The organism is Paenibacillus aquistagni, from assembly GCF_900177815.1.
In the GTDB taxonomy this organism is placed as follows: Bacteria; Bacillota; Bacilli; order Paenibacillales; family Paenibacillaceae; genus Paenibacillus_B; species Paenibacillus_B aquistagni.
In genome coordinates this window covers 351,391-372,847 of sequence record NZ_FXAZ01000005.1, presented here as the reverse complement: position 1 = coordinate 372,847, position 21,457 = coordinate 351,391, and the positions used below count along the sequence as shown (strand labels likewise).

Genomic DNA, 21,457 nt, shown 5'->3' with positions numbered 1-21,457 from the left:
CAGCATGACGGGGCTTTTTGATAAAAGGATATAAACAAAGATAGGAAGCAAACCGATCTCCAGCAGGAGGTCGGTTTTTTGCAGATATGCATAAGAAACGTCTTGCTTTCAGACAAAAAATATAGCTTCTGTGCAAATACAAGCACAACGTTGATCTCTATAATAAAGATTGTTATTTATTTCACATAATAATCTAGGGGATGAAAAGCATGAATAAGCACAAACGGATCTGGATCAGCTTATTAACACTGATCATGGTATTTACGATTGCAGCAGGATGCTCGGGAGGCAAGAACACCGCTGAATCTGAGAAGTCTGAACATGCAGCAGCTGAGCAAGCAGCTGGCACAGGGAAATACAAGGATGGTGTATATGAAGGGCGTGAACCGGGTAAAGGCGGAGATATCGTCGTTCGAGTAAGTGTTGCAAATGGGGACATTGCTAAGGTTGAGGTCATTGACCATAAAGAGTCTGAATTGTTAAGCGACGAAGCGATCAATCGCATTGTAACCGCCGTGTCGAATGAGAAGAGCGTGAATGTGGATGTTGTAAGCGGTGCGACGATGACGAGTGAAGCTGTCATTAAAGCCATCAAATCAGCGCTGGTTCAAGCTGGAGGCACCGAAGCGTTGTTTGCCAAGGATCCAAAGGTGAATCATTCGGTTAAAGAGAAGGAAACCGAACAAACCTATGATGTGGTTGTTATTGGCGGCGGCGGAGCAGGTCTCACGGCAGCTGTAGAAGCGCGTCAGTCTGGAGCTAATGTTGTCTTGCTGGAAAAAATGTCGAGTGTGGGCGGTAATACGCTTGTTTCTGGCGGAGGATTGAATGTGCCAGGTACTAAACAGCAAGAGCAGAATCAGGTGAAAGATTCTGTTGAATTGTTTATCGAGGACACGCTTAAGGGCGGCGACAATGAAAACAACAAAGAGCTGGTCTCCATTATGGCGAACAATGCTTTGCCAACAGCGAATTGGCTTATTAATGACATCAAAGTAGAGTTCATGAAGGACCGTTTGCAGCAATTTGGCGGACATTCTGTGCCTCGTGCGTTAATAGCTAAGGATAATCACGGCACCGACTTGATACAAAAGCTCCAAGCGAAGGCAGAAGAACTCGGAGTGGTATTTAAGATGGAGACTAGAGCCAATGAATTGATAACAGATGAATCCAACAAGGTTGTTGGTGTAAAGGCAAGCAATGCCGCAGGACAAGAGCTCACATTCCATGCGAATAAAGGGGTTATCGTGGCAACGGGAGGCTTCGGCTCCAATGTAGAGATGAGAAAGAAGTACAACCCTGAGTACGATGAATCCTATATGACAACAGATGTCCCGGGAACAACGGGAGATGGAATTGTAATGGCTGAGAGCATCGGAGCGGAAACGCTGCAAATGAATTATATTCAGACCTATCCGACATGCAATCCGGAGACGGGTATTATCTCTTATGTGGCCAATTCCCGTTTTGATGGAGCGGTGCTCTTGAATCAAGAGGGCAAGCGTTTTGTAGAAGAGATGGAGCGCAGGGATGTGATCTCTCGCGGTATCATGAATCAATCCGGCAGCTATGCCTACTTGATCTGGGGTCAAGAGGTTGAAGAAGTGGGCCATATGACAGAAGTTCACAAGCAAGAGCTGGAATCCATGGTGAAGGACGGCGTGTTTTATCAAGCGGATTCGATCGAAGAATTGGCCAAGCATTTCAATATCGAGACAGATGCGATGAAAGCAGCGCTAACGAAATACAACGAGGATGTGCGTGCAGGCAAGGATTCAGATTTCAATCGTCGCGGTACTCTGCGCACCATTGAAAAAGCACCATTTTACATTCAAAAAGTAGTGCCTTCGGTTCATCATACGATGGGCGGTCTTAAGATCAATACGGAAGCTCAGGTCTTGGCGGCGGATGGACAAGTCATCGAAGGATTATTTGCAGCTGGCGAAGTGACAGGTGGCATCCATGGAACGAATCGTCTTGGCGGCAATGCGGTAACGGATGTCATTGTATTCGGGCGTGTAGCAGGCAAGAACGCGGCGAAGTAAGCTTTTTAACTAGGAAAAATTGTAACGCGTCTTTGTGACAAAATAGGTTTTGAAGGGAGCTATGCATAGCGTACGGTAAAGACGTGATGCATAGCTCTTTGTGCATGCCGCGTCTCTCATCCAAAACACTAAAGGAGATTTATTTCCTTGAAAAAATGGTCAATGACAATTCAGCAGCGAATTACAATCACAGTCGGTGCCTGCTTCATCTTATTGCTAGTCTCCATATCGGCATATCTCATTCGGGAGACGGCTGCAAAGACCGTTCCCTTTAATCGCAACCTAACCCAACAGATTGTTGATGCTCGTGCTGGCGAGATCTCTTCTTGGCTGCAGCAGCGAAAAGGAGAGCTCGATGCTCTTGCTTATCTGATCATCCATGAACAGATGTCGCTTGAGGAGACCCTTTCGATGCTAGATAGGTATCGTTATCATAAGGATTCCATCTATGAGTCTTTTGGCATCATTGATGACAAGGGGAGGCTGCATTCCACTTCTGGTCACATCTTCTCGGTAACCCATCGTCCGTATTATCAGCGCATGGTTCAAGATGTGCGGCCTTTTGTTGTCAGTAATTTCATTTGCTCTGGCTCCAACCAAGAAGAGATTGTTGTGATGCTCTATCCTTTGCAGTCTGCCGCAGATGATCCCTTCATGAAGTATTTATCAGCAGCAGTACCGATCTCTCAACTTCAACAGATGGCGAATGCGATCCAGTTGTATGACGGGAAGGGGCAATTGTTGGACGGGCTGCAGGACGGCTTCTTCATGGATGGAGAACTTGGCCTTGATAAGGAATATCAAGATCGTGAGCTGTTCACAGCCTCCATCCAAGATACAGCGGACTGGGTGCTGTCCTTGGATGTAGAACGTACTCAGCTCTATGTAGGCATGACGAGCATGCTGAAGAGCATCGCCATCATCAGCATGGTGGTTGGTTCTGTGCTTATCGTTATGCTTATGGTCTTGTCTTCGTCTATTGTTAAGCCGATCCAGTGGCTCAAGCAGGATATGATAAAAGCTGGTGAAGGTGATCGAATGATTCGCTCCACTCTTGATACTCGCGGGGATGAGATCGGTACGCTCGGACAAAGCTTTAATGACATGCTAACGAAGCTGTACTCCACGGAGCAGGAGAAGCGAAGCATGGAGCTGAGGCTGCTTCATGAACAGCTAAAGCCTCATTTTATCTATAACACACTGGATACCATTCAATGGACAGCGGCTGATTATGGGGCGGATGAAGTGGTCGAGCTGGTGGAGGCATTGGCAGCGTATTTGCGACTGGGTCTAGGAGATGGGGATGACTTTGTGCCTTTGCATCAGGAGCTGCTGCATGTTGAGAACTATCTTATTATTCAGCGTGTGCGATATCCGCAAATTGCTGATGTACGCATTGAATATGAAGACGAGCTATTGGAGGAGCGAGTGCCCCGATTTACACTTCAGCCACTTGTAGAGAATGCGATCTATCATGGCATCAAGCGTGCAGGCGGAAAGTTATGCGAGATTGCAATATGGATTGAACGAACCGAGAGTGAAGTGCTAATTTATGTAGGAAATAATGGACATCCCTTGGAGCCTGGCAGGATGAATGCGCTCAATGAGGCGCTTCGTTCGAGTCATAGAAGGGAAGCGGGAATAGGCTTTGGCCTTTACAATGTCAATCGGCGGATTCAGATTGCTTATGGCAAATCCTATGGGTTGCAGCTGCAGGTTGAACAGGGATGGACTTCTTCCATTGTTCGCATTCCATTTTCAGGAGGGGAGATGATTCCAGATGAATGAGCCTGAGAATAAATTAGCCCTTTGGCGCGTGCTGCTTATTGATGACGAAGAGGTCATTCGGCGGGGCTTAAAAGGGTATATTGAGGCTTCAAAGCTTCCATTTGCTGTTGTGGGGGAAGCAGAGACAGCGGCAGAGGCTGTACGGCAGATTGAGGAATGCTGCCCTGACGTGGTGTTTGTCGATATTAATATGCCGGATATGAATGGCTTAGATATGATACGCAGCATTCAACTCCATGATTCTACGTGCATATCAGTCGTTATCAGCGGGTATGATCATTTCGAATATGTAAGGCAAGCGCTGCAGCTTAAAGTTTTTGATTATCTGTTGAAGCCTGTACCCAAGAGTGACCTGTACGCATTGCTGAAAAAGCTGGATGCAGAACTGCAAGCAGACTTGAAAAAGAACCGAGATGATCTTATGCAATTGAAACAAGAGCAATGTCAGGACTTGCTGATGGCTGATGGAGACGGGAATGATCCGCAATCATCAGGATATGTGCTGGAGGTGCAAGCTTATATTGAAGCGCATTATACAGACAAAGAACTCAGCTTGCAGCAGGTAGCCCAGCTCTTCCATCTCAACAAAAGCTATTTGTCTACGCGAATGAAGCAGGAGATAGGCTGCTCCTTCAATGAGTATGTGACTGAGTTGAGGATGAAGAAAGCGAAGGAGCTGCTGTCGTCTCCCTTTGCCTCCATGAGAATGTCAGATGTTGCACGTAAGATAGGGTACAGCAGTCAATACTATTTTAGCCGAGTATTCAAGCTGAATACGGGAAAGTCTCCTCTCGAATATAGGCAGCAGTTTAGAAGGGGCCAATAAAATCTCCCCTGCCGACTCGGGATATCAGCAGGGGAGGGTATACTCACGAAAATGAGGGATAGGATTAAGCCAGATTGCTCTTTGACGCAGGTTCTGTTAGTTTGTAGCCGACATTGCGAATAGTACGAATATATTCCGGACTGCGTGCATTCTTCTCAAGCTTATCGCGAAGGTGGCTGATGTGCACATCTACAATTCGGGTATCACCGAGGAAATGGTAGTCCCATACGCCATGAAGGAGCTGCTGACGGCTTAGAACTTTGCCGCGATGCCGGCATAAGAACAGCAGAAGCTCAAATTCTTTAGGCGTCAGCTCAATGATGCGTCCGTCAAGCGTGACCTCTCGCTGATCTGCGGATACTTGCAGGGGCCCGATCTCATATAGCTGATCTTCGGATGCGCTCGGAAGAGAGCGTGCTCGGCGCATGACTGCTTGGATGCGGGAAATCAGCTCCTGCGGGCTGAACGGCTTGGTCATATAATCATCGGCACCGTTGTCGAGCCCTGTGATGCGATCATGCACATCCTGCATGGCGGTCAGCATAATGACAGGGACCATGTTCTGCTGCTCGCGCAGCTTCCGGCACACTTCAATGCCATCCTGCTTCGGCAGCATCCAATCCAATACGATGAGATCTGGACGGAATGTCGTTAGCACATCAAATACCGCATCGCCATCATAGACACACAGCACATCAAAGCCAAACAGCTTCAGATTGTATTCGATCAACGTTGAGATTGACGGCTCATCATCAACAACCAACACTTTATATTTACTCACGTCATTGTTCCTCCTGTAACTCATCTCATTTTGGAACTGCAGGTTCAATTACCCTCATTATGAACCCCAATGATCAACGCCACATTAAGAGTACGTAAACGGGATGTAAAATCTTTACGTTTTTATGCAGAAATCAGTTCTTCAGCATTTCGATTATACAGCTCTGCGTATTTGCCGTTTCTGTTCAACAGCTCCTCATGAGTGCCTCTTTCGACAATATGACCGCTCTCAAGCACGAGAATAACGTCCGCATGCTGGATTGTAGTCAGACGATGGGCGATAACAAGGGTGGTTCTTTGCTTCATTAGTCGTGTCAGCGCCTGCTGCACCAGCACCTCTGATTCATTGTCAAGAGCGGCGGTTGCTTCATCTAGGAGCAGTATAGGCGCATCTCTAAGGATTGCTCTAGCTATGGCAATACGCTGCTTTTGCCCTCCTGACAGACGCGTTCCTTTTTCCCCGACATTGGTATGAATCCCTTCGGGGAGCGCCTGGACAAATTCGTATGCGTTAGCCTGCTTAAGGGCTTCTTCGAGCTCCGCATCCGTGGCCTGCTCATTGCCGTCCAGCAAGTTGTCTTTTATGGAGCCGCTGAATAAATAGGTTTCCTGCGGTACATAGGAGAAATAACTGCGCCATTCCTCCAACGGCTGATCCTCCAGCCCTTCCCCATTAAGTTGAATTTTGCCTTGAAATTGAGGGTAGAAGCCAAGCAGCAGCTTAAACAGTGTTGATTTCCCGCCTCCGCTCGGCCCGACAACGGCAATGGTTTGACCTGCCTCTGCCTGGAAGCTGACCTTCTCTAAGATTGGGGCAGCATTCTTCTCGTAGGCAAATGACACATCTTGAACCGACATCGTAGATGGCTTCTTGTCGGCCACAGGCGCTTCCTTAATGTCATTGAATTCAGTAGGCCCATCGATGACTTCGAATACACGGTCTGCTCCACCTAGCGCCTGCTGCAGATTGGCCCACATGTTGGGAAGCTGGGTAAAGGGATGTACGAGGAAGTTCATCAGCTGGATAAAGGCACCCATGGCGCCGATCTCTAGGGAACCGGTGGCAACGAAATAGCCGGACATCAGCATCGCGATCATGAAGGTTAAGAAGTTGACCAATGCGCTTAAGCCGTTCGCCATACCGTGGATCTTGGCTTCTTTCACCTCGCTTGACACGATCTGATCGCTCTTCTCTTGATACCGGCGGAATAGCTTGGGCTCTAAGCCGAATGTTTTGAGCACCATAAAGGATTGCAAAATGTCCTGCAGGATCGTTGTCGACTCTGCTTTTTGTGATTGAATCTGCAGGCTGATTCGACGAATAATCTTGCCGAAGAGAGCGCCCATGACGAGCATGATTGGTCCCATTGATAGACATATCAAGGCAAGCTGCCAGTGCAGAATGGACAAATAGATGAAGGAGCAGAAGGCTAGCAGCGGGTTCTTTATTAAATCCATCAAATAGAAGGTGCAGGCACCGCCGATAGTCTGATTATCATTGGTCATGCGCGACATGAGATCGCCAGAATGCTTGGAATGAAAATGAGCATACGGATAACGAAGGACTCGGCTCATCGCTGTCTGGCGAAGGTCGTTGCGAATGTTTGCTGACACTGAATGTTTGAGAAAGCTGTCAGTGAAATACGTGATGGTCATCAGGATTAGAATGCCGATGCCTATGAGAATAAGCTCTCTCCACTGATCGGTTTGTGCGGATACGGCTGCATCGAGTACTTTAGCCAGGAACCAGGCAAAAGTAAGATTCAAGCCGATATCGGCGAGCATGGTCAAGCTTAGTCCGCCGTAAGACCATTTGTACTTCCCCATGTAAGGAAGCAAACGGCGGAAAGTGGAATTCCCCTTATTCTTCATCTCTACAACTCCTGTTCTCATTTATGTATATGTCGTATGAATATATTGGTATATTATCATGATAGCGTTAACATGAACATCGAACGATAAGCCGATATTTCCATCCGTCTAAAGATGTACACAGATTTCATGCTGAGGAATGTGGAAGTCATGTTAAAATATATACGAATGTTATAGATAACATTGATGCTGCTGAATGACGCGACATGTATAAGCTTTGCGCATCAATTGCAGCAGTGTGCCTTCGACTCGTCTCACTCAAAATCGTGTATAATAGATAGGAATAATTGTGAGGTGAGCATAACATGGCTTTACACATCGTGCTGGTCGAGCCTGAAATTCCAGCGAACACAGGTAATATTGCGAGAACATGCGCAGCGACAGGGATCCATCTTCATCTTGTTCGACCGCTTGGGTTCAACACGGATGATCGCACATTGAAGCGCGCGGGGCTTGATTACTGGTACGCGGTACAGATTGAATACCATGATTCCTTTGAGGAAGTAAAGGAGAAGTATGCAGGAGCGCGCTTCTTCTATGCGACGACAAAGGCGGATAAGTACTATGCTGATTTTGCGTATCAAGATGGGGATTTCTTCGTATTCGGAAAAGAGACCAAAGGTCTGCCCATTGAGCTGATCGAAGCGAATCGAGAGACCTGCATCAAAATGCCGATGAGTGACAAGGTGAGATCGTTGAATCTGTCCAACTCTGCTGCGATTGTCGTATATGAAGCGCTAAGGCAGCTTGGTTTTCCTGAACTGTCTTGATGAGACATGAAAACTCCATTTAATTGTATGGGGGTCAATAAATAATGATTTCTAATATTTAGCTCTATCGAATATTAAATTTCAGCAATTGACATTTTTCAGCAGGAATCTCCTAATTTTTATCGAAGTTATTCAGGCAGTGTTATCTAGGGTAAGCATGAGATAGAACATATAAAGAGAGGTGTTACTGATGAAACCTGCCGGTGTTGTCCGTAAAGTAGACCAATTAGGACGCATTGTTCTTCCGAAGTCGCTCAGAAAGCGTTATCAGATGAATGAAGGGGATCCTGTCGAAATATTGGTACAAGGCGACCATATTATTCTAGAGCGTTATCGTCCAAAATGTGTATTCTGCGGTTCGATGGATGAAGTTGCAGAATTCAAAGAACGATACATATGCAATCAATGCATGAATGATATGGTGCATCTGGTAAGATAATAGGCATTATTCATAAGGCATGACTCCACTGGTCTGCAGGCTCTTTTCTCTCGGGAGAGGATAGCTGCAGGCCAATTTTCGTATACAGCAGCAAGCGGATCACGATCCGCAAAAAAGAAGACCCCCTGCATAAGCAAGAAGTCTTCTTCCGTCCATTATAGGCCCTTAGTCTTGTCCTCATTGTAGCCAGATGTAAGAATGGCTGTGAGGAACATAACGAGGACGAGCATAATAATCCAGAATGTCAAGGACATGCTGCACACCTCCAACTAGACTCCCTACATTATAACCAAAACATTCCAAAAAGGAAATACATTCTAATGAAGGAATGCGATTATTTGAAAAAGAGGAAGTGCGTGGGCAGCGGGCGCAGCTGGCCATCTGAAGGCGAATTTATTACTTTTCCTTTGAAGATCAAGGAAGAGGAGCCGCCACCGTCCATATTATATGCATCCTGTATGCCCAGATTGATCATCTTCTGCTGCAGCTCAGCCAAGGTAGCTCCTGAGCTACCGCTTTCGTTGTAGCCATCGATCACCATGAACAACAGCTGATCATCCTTATAATTACCAACGACCGTGCGTGGTGCGCGCAGCGGCGATTTGCTCCATTTCTCCGGTATCGTCAGCTTGATTCCGCGGCTGAGCAGCTGGGGCACGAAGGTTGCGCCGAATGAAGGAGACAGTGCGTCGAGCTGAGCCTGGCTGTGGAACTTGCCTCCGATCAATCCACCCTTCTTGTCTAATCCAACAAAGGTGAGATCCTTGTAGCTTGCCTCGAATCCACCCACATAGCTGCCATTGAGCATCGTAGTGCTTAAGGGGTAGCGCTTGCCGCTACCGTCGGCGAATCCGCCTGCATTAACTCCAGCAACGGCTCCGTAGCGCTTGACCGCCTGCATGGTGGTCTCTGAGCCGCCAGCCTTATCCTTGCCCAGTGTCATCTTCATCGCTTGGGGATCTTTGAGCTTGACCTTCAATGCATAACCGGAATAAGTGCTTTGATGAATGCGATACAGCTCTGCCGTAATCTTGTCGCTATGTACAGTATCCATGGGAGTCCCAAGCTTGGATGTAATACGGCGGTTGTATATGGTCTCCGGTCGCTTGGCTTGCGCAGAAGCAGTCTGAACGATGCTGCTTGTTACATCCGTAATCTGATTATACAGCTTCGAGCTCTTCTCGATTGTGTCCACAGTAAAATGAACAGTTGAGCCTGCATCATCCAGTCCTTGCATAATTTGTGAGTTTTTATCATTCCAGACTTGGAGATCAGGAAGCTTTATGGCCGAGTCACTCAATTGGATCGTGAGAGTCGAAATCAGCATCCATAGCAGCATGCCGAAGAAGGGGGCGATGATCATCATAAAGGTGCGATTTACCTGCTTGATATTCAATCAAAGAACCTCCTTACTTCAACAAGTCCATCTTCTTCTTTAGCTCATCCAATTGCTTCTTCACATCATTGAGCTGTGTGTACAGCTTGTTGCTGTTGTCGGTCTTGTTGGATGCGTTGTCCTTGGTGAAGGTGAGCAGTTCGTTAAAGGATTGAATCTTGCTCTGCATCTCATCAAGCTTCGAATTCATCTGCTTTAATTGTTCCTCGTAGCTTTGTTGCACCGCTGCAATCTGCTGAGCGGTCTGTGTTTCCAATTGCTTGATCATGTTTGCTTTCATATGCTGGCTATAGAAATAGGTTGCGGCAACGCCGACCCCAATCATCACAATCCAGAATAGCAAAAACCATAGCGGACTAGCTTTTTTATCCTTCGTTCGGGAACGCGGTACGTCAGATGGCTGTGGCTCCAAAGAAGGCTGCATATCAATCACCTCAAAACATAGAGTCGGTCTTGTTGCGACTCGGTCTTCAAATCATTCTATCATTCTATCATGGCTGTCAAGACGTGACAAAAGGTCGAAGGTCGCAGATAGTCATAGCGCAGCGGTTCCTAATCAAGCAATAACCGCTTGCTCCTTAGGACATAGGAGGGAGTAAGGAGAGAACACAAAGGAGGAATTCGCGGTACATCAGCAAAAAGTAGAGTTATTCGCGTATACGCTAATGACGTATATTAGGAGAGCATATTTGTTAGAGGTTCGTTCATAATCGTGTATCCTAACGGGAAAAAGTGATGCATGAATATGAATATTTCCTCGGAAATATTCATAATTAGATAATGTAAGCATAATCCAAATATAACAAAAATAGAGATGGTGAATTGTTCGGATAGATTGCATCCACTTGTCTTGTTCGGAGGGCTGTAAGGTTGGAAAGGTTGGAAATGAACAGCAGTCAAAAGCTGCAGTGGATGAGGCTGATCGGACCATTATTTCTTCAAAGCTATAATGCCGTCCGTTACATATCGTTGCAGATGGTGTTAGCATGCTCTGTACATGCGAAAAGACCTTGATGTCCACATGCAGAGGAGATCAAGGTCTTTATGAAGAGGGGGCAGGTAGGGAATGGCGACCATACATCTTAACGGCTCCGTTCTAGCAGAGCTAATTATAAGAAATAGGACAATGCTACTAGAATGACATTGCCGCGTGAACGGCACGCTTCCATCCCTCATACAAGGATTGACGACGCTGATCGTCCATCTGGGGATGATAGTCTTGGCTGGACTGCCAGTATTGAGCCAACTCATCGCGATCCTTCCAGAAGCCTGCGCCCAGGCCAGCAAAATAAGCCGCTCCTAGTACGGTGGTTTCATGCTGTGCGGCACGCTGTACTGGGACATGCAGAATATCGCTTTGGAACTGCATCAAAAAGGGATTGGCTGTAGCACCGCCGTCTACTCTCAAGGTGTGCAGCGTTATCCCCGCATCTGCCTCCATGGCTGTCAATACGTCACGTGTCTGATAGGCAATCGATTCAAGAACACCACGTATCAAGTGATTGCGCTCGCTTCCTCTTGTAAGGCCAAAGATGGCTCCTCTGACTTCACTCTCCCAATAAGGCGCTCCTAGACCGACAAAGGCAGGCACCACATACACCCCTTCTGAGGATGGGAGCGAGGCGGCTGCTTCGTTCGTATCCTCAGCGGATTGAATGATCTTTAGCCCGTCTCTTAGCCACTGTACGGCGGAGCCTGCGATAAATATGCTTCCTTCGAGCACATAAGTGATCTGTCCGCTTAGTTCCCAGCCTACCGAGGTTAACAGCCCGTGCTGGGAGGCGACGGCGGTTGACCCAGTGTTCATAAGCAGAAAGCATCCTGTGCCATATGTATTTTTGGCCATGCCGGATTGAAAGCAAGCTTGACCGAACAATGCAGCTTGCTGATCACCAGCTATTCCGGTAATCGGTGTTCCATCTATAAGAAGCGGATGCTTCTGCACGCTGCCGATAAGATCCGCATTGCCTCTAATCGCTGGCAGCATCTGAGCAGGCACGTCCAGTAGCCGAAGCAGTTCATCATCCCATGCATGAGTGTGAATATTGTACATTAAGGTCCGCGAGGCGTTGGAGCGATCCGTGATATGCTGCTGTCCATTCGTCAAATGCCAGATAATCCAGGTGTCGACCGTACCGAACATAATCTTCCCCTGCCGAGCCTTCTCACGCGCCCCTTCATGATGATCCAGCAGCCATTTCACTTTAGTGCCTGAGAAATAGGGATCAAGCAGCAGTCCTGTGTGATCTCGGAAGAGGGGCTCATGCCCATTCGCCTTTAGCTCCGTACAGATGGATTGGGATTGTCTTGACTGCCAGACAATGGCTCTCCCGAGCGGCTGTCCCGTTTCTTTATCCCATAGAATTGTCGTTTCTCGCTGATTGGTAATTCCAATAGCAGCAATCTCTGCAGCATCTATGTTTGCTTGCTCCAAGCAGTCTTGAATCGCTTGATTCAGCGTGGCGATAAGCTCCATGGGATCATGTTCGACCCAACCCGCTTCAGGGTAGTACTGCGTAATTTCGTATTGGGCCATATGCCGAATTGAGCCTGACTTGTCCACAAGTGCTGCTCGCGAACTGGTTGTTCCCTGATCTAATGCTAGGATATAAGTGCTCATCTATCATGCTTCCTCCTTTATATATGCAAAGGAGGAGGACGATTGGGGTTCGTCCTGCCTGCTTTACAACATCAATTGATTACACAGATTCAAATGTCGTTGCTCGCTGAACAGCGGCTTCGGCCTCTAAGCGATATGCTTCTGTCTGCTTCATGCTCCATGACAGCATGGCAGCCATTTCTGATGATACACCATGTATGAGCTGTTTTGCATGCTCAATGTTGAAGGGGACAAGTCCAGTTCTGCGTATGATGAAGTCAGAAGGAGTGACGGCCATCTCGTGATAGATGGTGTAATGCAGCTCCGCTAGCGACTCAAGGGCAAGATGGCTTGGCTCAGGACGTTTTGAAGATGCTGCTTTTATTGCATACTCTTCTGTCCATTGCACCAGTTGTTCAGCATGAGAGCCATATCGCTCTACCCAAGAAGCATAAACAGCAGTGGAAATATTCGGAGGAAGCTCCTTGTTGCAGGATCTCACATAATCATCTACTGCTCCCTGCACAGCGCCAGATAACGGGGTATGGAGAGTGGAGCTTGAGGAATACACTTTTCCAGTCTTGCGGTACAGTATTTTTGCGACTCGATCCACGATTCGCTCTGCCATCTTGCGATACCCCGTCAGCTTCCCGCCGGCAATAGAGATAAGTCCACTAGTTGAGACAAAGATCTCATCTTTGCGCGAGCACTCTGACGGAGATTTGCCTTCTTCATAGATAAGAGGACGAAGTCCAGCCCAGCCGCTCAGAATGTCGGAGGAAGTAAGGCGAACTTTCGGGAAAATATGATTGACCGCTTCCAGCAAGTAATGGCGATCTTCGAGGGTCATAGGCGGCTCTTTAAGCTGCTGCTCGGTGTAAACCGTATCTGTTGTTCCTACATAGGTAATGTTCCCGCGTGGAATGGCAAATATCATTCTGCCATCTTTGCCTTCTGCATAGATGGCCTGCTTAATAGGAAGCTTCGCGTAAGGAAAAACAAGATGAATTCCCTTGGACAGCAGCAGCCGCTTGCTTGGCTTTGTCGATTCAAGCGCACGCAGACGGTCTACCCAGGGACCAGAAGCATTAACGACTGCCCGCGCCCGTATCCGGTAATATTCCTCGGTAAGCAGATCCTTGATCACTACACCGCTGATCCGCTCCTGATCATATTGGAAGCGCTCGACCTGTGCATAATTGATCGCTCTTGCACCGTGCTCCACGGCTGTCTTCAACAGGCTAATGGTTAAGCGGGCATCGTCTGTTCGATATTCATAATACGATCCTGCGCCAACGAGATGATCTCGAGCGAGCAGCGGCTCACGCTGCAGGGTTTCCTCAGGAGTAAGGATCGTTCGTCGTTCCGTCTTTGGGACTTGGGCTAATCGATCATACACATATAACGCAAGCGATATCGCAAGTTTATTATGAGCACTGCCCTTGCGAATAGGGATAAGCATGGGTTCAGCCCGAACAAGATGAGAGGCATTGCGGTGCACGATGGCGCGTTCACGTCCTACCTCTCGAACAAGCTTAAGATCGCCCTGCTGCAAATAACGAAGGCCGCCGTGAATGAGCTTTGTCGATCTGCTGCTCGTTCCTGCAGCAAAATCCTGCATGTCTACCACAAGCACCTTCATCCCTCTAAGCGCAGCATCTAAAGCAATGCCAGCTCCGGTAACACCACCGCCAATCACGACGAGATCAGGCATTTTGACAGCCGCTTGCTTGAGCCATTGACTGCGATCCCATGCAGAGAAGGACATATGCTTTCCCTCCTTATATACATGATGTGATAAATCCATCGAAAGAGTGATAATAAACTCTCAGAACACACACGGTAAATTTCAGTTCGAGCGAACCATAAAACGAGATTACTTATGAAAAGTTAGACTATGAACATAATATGAAGTTGTATGCGCTTACATGTAACAAATATCACGATTGCGGCCTAAGAAGTCCGTTGCCAGCAATCTCGATTTGGGTGTATGATCTTGGAAATGGAAAGGGGAGTTCTATCATGCAATATTCGTTCTCATCACGCATACAGTCGATTGAAAGCTCGGCTGTCCGTGATATTTTGAAGCTAACACAAGGGCAATCCATCATTTCTTTTGCAGGCGGGCTGCCTGCTGAAGAGTGGTTTCCAATTGAACATATTCGAGAAGCTTCTGATCGCGTGTTATCACAAGCTCCACAAGCGCTTCAATATGGATTGACGGAAGGCGTCGTATCTTTGCGCGAAGGAGTGCTAGAACGGTTAAGCCGGGTGCGCGGCATCCATGGATCGCTTGATGACATTATGATTACGTCAGGTTCACAGCAGACCCTGGATTTGTTCGCGAAGGCGGTTATTAACCCGGGAGATGTCGTCTTCGTTGAAGATCCCACCTATCTGGCATGCTTGCAGGTGCTAAGGCTGTATGGAGCGGATGTAATCGGCGTAGCAAGCGATGATCAAGGCATGATTCCAGAGGATCTTGAGCAGAAGCTGAAGCAGCACCGTCCGAAGTTTGTGTACGTCGTTCCGACCTTCGGCAATCCTTCAGGAAGGGTCTGGAGTGTTGAGCGCCGTCAAGCGCTGCTTGATCAATGCAAAGCGAATCATGTGCTTATTCTTGAGGATGACCCATACGGCGATCTTCGGTTTAGCGGAGAAGCCGTTCCTAATATTGCGAAGCTAGAGGGCAAGGGGGAGGACCGCATTGTCATTTATACAAGTACGTTCAGCAAGACGGTTGCCCCAGGTCTTCGCACAGGATATGTGGTCGCAGATAAGCGGATTATTGCCATGATGGCTAGAGGTAAGCAAGCTTGCGATCTGCATTCCAGTGTGCTTGACCAGCTTATTCTAAGTGAGCTTCTTGTGTCTGAGACGTTCTCCATCGATAAGCATATTGAGAAGCTATCTCACATTTATCGCGAGCGAATGGAAACGATGGCCGGGCACCTGCAAGAGGATCGCTGCTACAAAGAAGCGAAGTGGTCCATGCCGCAGGGCGGGATGTTCTTCTGGGTGGAGCTTCCGGAGGGGCTTGATGCAGAAGCGCTGCTGAAGTGCTCCGTGCAAAAAGGCGTTGCCTTTGTACCTGGAGCACCTTTCTTCGCGCAGAAGCCGAAGCGCAATACGATGCGTCTTAACTACTCTTTTGCAGAGCCAACGATCATCCATGAAGGCATGAATCGCTTGAGCGAGGCTGTCGAGGAATTCCTCGGCCGCTACGCAGGTTAAATAAAGGGCTTTACTCGGCAGGAGGCATGGCAGCAGGCAAGGAGCTTAGCACATCAGCATAATGCTCCAGTGCCTGCAGGCCTCCGTCCGTTAGCGCATAGGTGCCGCGTTCTATACGCTTGAACCATCCATAGTAGTTGCTTCTTAATATATTCGCAGCATCGCCAACTCCGCTTGCACGCTTGACATGCACAGGCCGGCAATGCCCCTGCTGCAATGCTTCCGCTACCCGAAGCGCACGTTCGCGATAGGCTGTAACAAGCGGCAGCTTGCTGCTTCCGCCCACATTGTAATCGCCGCTACGCCCGCTGAACTCTCGAACAAGCTTTGCTTGGCGCGTCTTGATTGGACGGTTTGCCGCATAAGCTAGCTCGCTGTGAAGACCTTCATGGTCTAACGTCTCGCTGCCAAAAGGCTGACAATGAATCTCTACAAAGGGCGGCTTTCTGCTATAGAAGGTGACGGTAATGAGCCCAAGCCCAACCTTGCGGCATAATTCCTCGATGCCTCTCCAGCGCTTTCTGCTTTGCTTTCCCTCTCGCTTCTTCTCAGCCGCAATATATACGGCGGATGAAGCCTTCAGCCGTTCTAGGCCTTGAAGAATCAATGTTAAGTTAATGGAAGATTTCAGTTCAATAATAACGGGGGCCTCCGGATTAGCAGGGTGAATAGCAACCAGATCACAGTGCCGTACTTCCCCTCGAACCTCATAGCCGCGCTCCTCCCAATACTGCTTGATCGGCGCGTACAGTTCAGTCTCCAATCTGGCTTTGGATGTTTTTTTGACAGGTGTAGGGTCTGTGTTTGTCATGTTAACCTCATTTCAAGAAGAATATCAGGATAGACATGCTCCATCTCTTCCGAATCCAATCGTTCCTCCTCATTATAGCATGACGATACTTGGTGCAGCGCTTTCGAATGGACAATGTTTCTTTAAGGGGTGTCCTACAAATTTCGTGAAACTATTCCAAGGCGCCCGCATAGGTATGTAATACACTAAATTTGCTAGACGGTCACATGGCATTGGTCTTGCGGCCGTTAGGTAAGCAACAACATGAATATACAAATAGAATTGACGGCGATGGAGGTTGTGTTGCAAATCGGGAGCATTGGAGGTTAGAGGGATGGACATATTCAAACGGATTGCAGAGCACCGCGCCGAGAGTGAACGCTTGACTTGGACGGGGACGTTCAAGGAATATGTTGAACTGCTGAAGAATGACCCTTCTCCGGCCATGACCGCTCATGCAAGAGTGTATGAGATGATTGCGTCGCATGGTGTCGAGGAAGTCGATGGCCAGGTTCGATATAAGTTTTTTGAAAAAGAGATCTTTGGCCTCGACCGAGCGATTGAGAAGCTGGTCGAAGAGTACTTTCACTCTGCTGCTAAGCGCTTGGATGTTCGCAAACGGATTCTACTGCTAATGGGTCCTGTAAGTGGGGGGAAATCAACAATTGTAACGATGCTTAAGCGTGGGCTGGAGCAGTTCTCCCGCTCAGAGCGCGGAGCAGTCTTTGCGATTAAGGGGTGCCCGATGCATGAGGAGCCCTTGCACCTGATTCCCAATGGGCTTCGGCCAGAGGTCGAAAAAGTGCTAGGTGTGCGAATCGAAGGAAATCTGTGCCCATCCTGCCAGATGAGGCTTCGAACCGAATATCATGGCGATATTGAACAGGTCTTAGTGGAGCGAGTCGTGATCTCTGAGGAGAATCGTGTCGGGGTTGGAACCTTCAGCCCATCTGATCCGAAGTCACAGGATATTGCAGATTTAACCGGAAGCATTGATTTCTCTACCATTACGGAGTATGGCTCAGAATCTGATCCAAGGGCCTACCGTTTTGATGGAGAGTTGAATAAAGCAAACCGCGGCTTAATGGAATTCCAAGAGATGCTAAAGTGCGATGAGAAGTTTCTGTGGAATCTATTGTCCCTGACGCAAGAAGGTAATTTCAAGGCAGGTCGATTTGCCTTAATATCTGCCGATGAACTTATCGTAGCCCATACGAATGAATCGGAGTACAAGGCGTTCATCTCCAATAAGAAAAACGAGGCTCTTCAGTCGCGGATGATCGTGATGCCGATCCCTTATAATCTAAAGGTATCCCAAGAGGAGAAAATCTACAGCAAGCTGATTGAGCAAAGTGATATGAAGCATGTGCACATTGCGCCTCATGCCTTGCGGGCCTCTGCGATCTTCTCGATCCTGACTCGATTAAAAGAGTCGAAGAAGCAGGGAATGGATATCGTTAAGAAAATGAGAATGTATGATGGAGAGGAAGTCGAGGGCTACAAAGATAACGATCTAAAGGAAATGCAAAATGAATTCTCGGAAGAGGGAATGTCGGGCATTGATCCTCGTTACGTCATAAACCGCATCTCCAGTGCTTTGATTAAGCAGAACCTTCAGTGCATTAACGCGCTAGATGTGCTTCGAGCATTGAAGGATGGCCTCGATCAGCACGCGTCCATAACGAAGGAAGAGCGTGAGCGATACTTGAATTATATCTCGGTCGCACGCAAGGAGTTTGACGGTCTTGCAAAAAAGGAAGTGCAGAAGGCATTTGTGTATTCCTTTGAGGAATCGGCAAAGACTTTATTTGAGAACTATTTGGATAACATCGAAGCGTTCTGCAATTGGAAAAAGATTCGTGATCCACTCACGGATGAGGAAATGGATCCAGATGAACGTCTAATGCGCTCGATTGAGGAGCAGATCGGGGTGTCAGAGAACGCGAAAAAGGCATTCCGGGAGGAGATTCTCATTCGACTCTCTTCATATTCGCGCAAAGGACGGAAGTTCGATTACACAAGTCATGATCGCTTGCGTGAAGCGGTGGAGAAGAAGCTGTTTGCGGATCTGAAGGACATTGTGAAGATTACGACTTCAACCAAGACGCCAGATGAGAATCAGCTGAAACGAATTAATGAAGTTACGGCACGGCTCATTGATGAGCACGGGTATTGCCCTGTATGCGCGAATGAACTGCTCCGCTATGTCGGCAGCCTGCTGAATCGTTAAGGAAAAAGAAGAAGGTGTCCATAGCTTAAGAGCGTTTCATAAGCTGGGACACCTTCTTTTTGTGTTTATTCGACTTTCACCATATTAAAATACGATCATTGCAAGGAGCGCATACGGGCTTGAATAGCAGCCTTACTTGCTGCCAAGCTTCAGGGAACAGAACAGCCCGAGCAGAAGTGCGGCCGCACAGAGCGCGATAGAAGCTAGTCCACTAGGAATACCCGGGAAGATGACATATAGCGAGCCAACGACCATGCCGATAATAATGGCGTACATCGTGCTTGGATGCTTCGCGAGCAAGTACTTGATCAGCTTGCTGCTTAAGATAAAGCCGAACATGACGCCGCATCCGATAATGGCAATCAGCGGAATATTCAGGGTGGACAAGGCTTCAATGGCGATCGGATACACGCCGAGCAGCAGAAGCACGAAGGAGCCGCTGATACCAGGCAGCAGCATCGCCATGCTGGCGAGCGCGCCTGCGCCAAATAAGCCAAGGCCATACATCCATGTAAGCTCAATCGCTACATGTTCATGGGCATCCGATGGCACAAGCAGTCCTGTCAACGCAATTGCGATGGCAGCAACGAGAAACAGCACATAATGGATGCCATTGAAGTTGCGCTTCACGTCAGCACTTTTATAGAGATAGGGGATAATCCCTAAGATCAGCCCAATAAAGAAGAAGTAAGTGGCCTGTTCTTGGTTTGCAAGCAGCCACTTCATGACACGGCTTAAAACCACGAGTGCTGCTCCCACGCCAATACCCAGTGGAATGAGGAACCCGAGATGCTTTTTCCACTCCTTGCTGAAAAATCCGCTTATGGCTTGGATCAGACGATCATAGAAGCCGAGGATGACTGCGATCGTTCCTCCGCTTACACCCGGAATGAGGTCGGCTGTCCCGATCATCATACCTCGCCATATATTATTCCATTCAAACATTAATCCTCTCCCTTTCTTGTATGACATTCCAAAAGATGGTTGTGATAGCCATATATTCATGTCCCGCTTATTTTATCATGAAAGCCACTTGAAGTCTCGATTAATAAACACGCAAATAAGATGCATAATATTCCTTTGGTTGGAAGAATAATAAGCTTGTCAGCTGAGTAGGACTGCTCAGATGGATAACCTTAATGCAACCTAGGGAGGAATTTACCTATGCAACAAACGAATTCAGGCGGGTTCTATTCATCAGCTTCTCAAGGAACGATGGGTCAAGCGATGAATCGTTCTGTAACGTCGAGCACACAAGGTATTGGTTCTACATATGGCATGGGTTATACGAACTCAATGCCGCAAAACTATTCTTCTAACCAGATGGGCAATAGTGCTGGTTATACAGCAGCTAACTATGCGTCTACACCTTCGATGTATCAGCCATCTGGCCAAACGCAAAGCATCACAGCTCAGACGCATGGAGCACATATGAATGTGGTTCCGCAAAGCTATCAGCCATCTGGTCAAACGCAAAGCGTAACAGCGCAGACGCATGGAGCACATATGAATGTGGTTCCGCAAAGCTATCAGCCATCTGGTCAAACGCAAAGCGTAACAGCCCAAACGCATGGGGCGCATACAAATGTGGTTCCGCAAAGCTATCAGCCATATGGACAAGTGCAAAGCGTAACAGCCCAAACGCATGGGGCGCATACAAATGTGGTTCCGCAAAGCTATCAGCCATACGGACAGGTGCAAAGCGTAACAGCGCAGACGCATGGCGCACATACGAATGTGGTTCCGCAAAGCTACCAGCCATCTGGTCAAACGCAAAGCATCACAGCCCAAACGCATGGCGCACATACGAATGTGGTTCCGCAAAGCTACCAGCCATACGGCCAAGTGCAAAGCGTAACAGCCCAAACACATGGCGCACATACAAATGTAGTGCCGCAAAACTTCCAGCCGTATGGCCAAGTGCAAAGCGTAACAGCCCAAACACATGGGGCGCATACAAATGTGGTTCCGCAAAGCTACCAGCCATCTGGTCAAACGCAAAGCATTACAGCCCAAACGCATGGAGCACATACAAATGTGGTTCCGCAAAGCTACCAGCCATATGGACAGGTGCAAAGCGTAACAGCCCAAACACATGGGGCGCATACAAATGTGGTTCCGCAAAGCTATCAGCCATACGGGCAAGTGCAAAGCGTAACAGCCCAAACACATGGAGCACATATGAATGTGGTTCCGCAAAGCTACCAGCCATCTGGTCAAACGCAAAGCATTACAGCCCAAACGCATGGCGCACATACGAATGTGGTTCCGCAAAGCTATCAGCCAACAGGACAAGTTACCAGCGTAACTGCAGCGGCTCAAGATGATGAAGCAAGCATGACTAGCGCTTCTGAATCCACTAGCATCACGTCTGCAGTTAACACCGAGTCGGTAGAGTAGCTTAAACCATTTATGGTGTAAGCTTAAATGAATCCAACAGAGCGACATCCTTATAGGAGTCGCTCTGTTTACTTTTCAGAATAGGAGTCCAGTAGTCGATGATTGCTTCTCTTCTATTAGTCGTGTAAAAATGATGCAAACCCTTATTTCGAGGTGAATAAATCAAATTTTCTTTTAATATCCGGCGTCACAAAACTGTCGATACTAGCGGCCTCATATGTACTTGCTTACACATAAAGCGAGTTGTATAATTTTAGACGTAAACTTTTCATACAAAATGCTTTGAAA

At 47.8% G+C, this 21,457-nt stretch carries 16 protein-coding genes; 8 read left to right on the top strand and 8 right to left on the bottom strand.

Annotated elements, in window-relative coordinates; all coding sequences use genetic code 11:
- The first annotated feature begins 209 nt into the window (after nt 1-209).
- The 3 genes from B9Y93_RS18225 (at nt 210) to B9Y93_RS18215 (ending at nt 4,659) form a co-directional block, all read left to right on the top strand.
- Nucleotides 210-2,045: a flavocytochrome c gene (locus B9Y93_RS18225; protein WP_244903464.1), complete on the top strand. Its 1,836-nt coding sequence runs from the start codon at nt 210-212 to the stop codon at nt 2,043-2,045.
- Between the two features lie 147 nt (nt 2,046-2,192).
- Nucleotides 2,193-3,833, top strand: coding sequence for a sensor histidine kinase (locus tag B9Y93_RS18220; RefSeq protein WP_139829190.1), 1,641 nt, complete (start codon nt 2,193-2,195; stop codon nt 3,831-3,833).
- Nucleotides 3,826-4,659, top strand: a complete 834-nt coding sequence (locus B9Y93_RS18215; RefSeq protein WP_085496705.1) for a response regulator transcription factor — start codon at nt 3,826-3,828, stop codon at nt 4,657-4,659. Before B9Y93_RS18220 ends, B9Y93_RS18215 begins: the two co-directional genes overlap by 8 nt.
- 64 nt (nt 4,660-4,723) lie before the next feature.
- On the opposite strand, the gene B9Y93_RS18210 is transcribed toward B9Y93_RS18215, so the two are convergent.
- Nucleotides 4,724-5,440: a response regulator transcription factor gene (locus tag B9Y93_RS18210; RefSeq protein WP_085496702.1), complete on the bottom strand. Its 717-nt coding sequence runs from the start codon at nt 5,438-5,440 to the stop codon at nt 4,724-4,726.
- 122 nt (nt 5,441-5,562) lie between these two features.
- On the bottom strand, nt 5,563-7,311 hold the full coding sequence (locus B9Y93_RS18205; RefSeq protein WP_176228973.1) for an ABC transporter ATP-binding protein: 1,749 nt from the start codon (nt 7,309-7,311) through the stop codon (nt 5,563-5,565).
- A 305-nt stretch (nt 7,312-7,616) separates the two neighbouring features.
- Here B9Y93_RS18205 and trmL point away from each other — a divergent pair, with 305 nt between their 5' ends.
- Both trmL and B9Y93_RS18195 read left to right on the top strand, forming a co-directional pair.
- Entirely contained in the window at nt 7,617-8,081 is a 465-nt protein-coding gene (gene trmL / locus B9Y93_RS18200) for a tRNA (uridine(34)/cytosine(34)/5-carboxymethylaminomethyluridine(34)-2'-O)-methyltransferase TrmL (RefSeq protein WP_085496696.1), read from the top strand.
- Nucleotides 8,082-8,271: 190 nt separating this feature from the next.
- Entirely contained in the window at nt 8,272-8,520 is a 249-nt protein-coding gene (locus B9Y93_RS18195) for an AbrB/MazE/SpoVT family DNA-binding domain-containing protein (protein WP_085496694.1), read from the top strand.
- A gap of 334 nt (nt 8,521-8,854) precedes the next feature.
- On the opposite strand, the gene B9Y93_RS18190 is transcribed toward B9Y93_RS18195, so the two are convergent.
- The 4 genes from B9Y93_RS18190 to B9Y93_RS18175 all read right to left on the bottom strand — a co-directional run bounded on the left by B9Y93_RS18190 (nt 8,855) and on the right by B9Y93_RS18175 (nt 14,283).
- Nucleotides 8,855-9,916: a phosphodiester glycosidase family protein gene (locus B9Y93_RS18190; protein WP_425320354.1), complete on the bottom strand. Its 1,062-nt coding sequence runs from the start codon at nt 9,914-9,916 to the stop codon at nt 8,855-8,857.
- A gap of 13 nt (nt 9,917-9,929) precedes the next feature.
- Entirely contained in the window at nt 9,930-10,340 is a 411-nt protein-coding gene (locus B9Y93_RS18185; RefSeq protein ID WP_085496691.1) for a hypothetical protein, read from the bottom strand.
- Between the two features lie 708 nt (nt 10,341-11,048).
- Nucleotides 11,049-12,536 carry a glycerol kinase GlpK gene (gene glpK, locus B9Y93_RS18180; protein ID WP_085496689.1) on the bottom strand — a complete coding sequence of 496 codons (1,488 nt, stop codon included), beginning with the start codon at nt 12,534-12,536 and terminating at the stop codon, nt 11,049-11,051.
- Between the two features lie 79 nt (nt 12,537-12,615).
- Nucleotides 12,616-14,283, bottom strand: a complete 1,668-nt coding sequence (locus tag B9Y93_RS18175) for a glycerol-3-phosphate dehydrogenase/oxidase (RefSeq protein WP_085496687.1) — start codon at nt 14,281-14,283, stop codon at nt 12,616-12,618.
- A 254-nt stretch (nt 14,284-14,537) separates the two neighbouring features.
- Here B9Y93_RS18175 and B9Y93_RS18170 point away from each other — a divergent pair, with 254 nt between their 5' ends.
- Nucleotides 14,538-15,749, top strand: a complete 1,212-nt coding sequence (locus B9Y93_RS18170; RefSeq protein WP_085496685.1) for an aminotransferase-like domain-containing protein — start codon at nt 14,538-14,540, stop codon at nt 15,747-15,749.
- Between the two features lie 10 nt (nt 15,750-15,759).
- Here the strand turns inward: B9Y93_RS18170 and B9Y93_RS18165 are convergent, their stop codons facing one another.
- On the bottom strand, nt 15,760-16,560 hold the full coding sequence (locus B9Y93_RS18165; protein ID WP_085496684.1) for a DUF2161 domain-containing phosphodiesterase: 801 nt from the start codon (nt 16,558-16,560) through the stop codon (nt 15,760-15,762).
- A 313-nt stretch (nt 16,561-16,873) separates the two neighbouring features.
- Between B9Y93_RS18165 and B9Y93_RS18160 the strand changes: the two genes are divergently transcribed.
- Entirely contained in the window at nt 16,874-18,769 is a 1,896-nt protein-coding gene (locus B9Y93_RS18160; RefSeq protein WP_085496683.1) for a PrkA family serine protein kinase, read from the top strand.
- Nucleotides 18,770-18,901: 132 nt separating this feature from the next.
- Here B9Y93_RS18160 and B9Y93_RS18155 read toward each other — a convergent pair whose 3' ends face one another.
- Nucleotides 18,902-19,714, bottom strand: a complete 813-nt coding sequence (locus tag B9Y93_RS18155; protein ID WP_085496682.1) for a DUF368 domain-containing protein — start codon at nt 19,712-19,714, stop codon at nt 18,902-18,904.
- A 219-nt stretch (nt 19,715-19,933) separates the two neighbouring features.
- Here B9Y93_RS18155 and B9Y93_RS18150 point away from each other — a divergent pair, with 219 nt between their 5' ends.
- Complete coding sequence (locus tag B9Y93_RS18150; RefSeq protein WP_085496681.1) at nt 19,934-21,169, top strand: hypothetical protein; 1,236 nt, start codon at nt 19,934-19,936, stop codon at nt 21,167-21,169.
- Nucleotides 21,170-21,457: the final 288 nt, after the last annotated feature.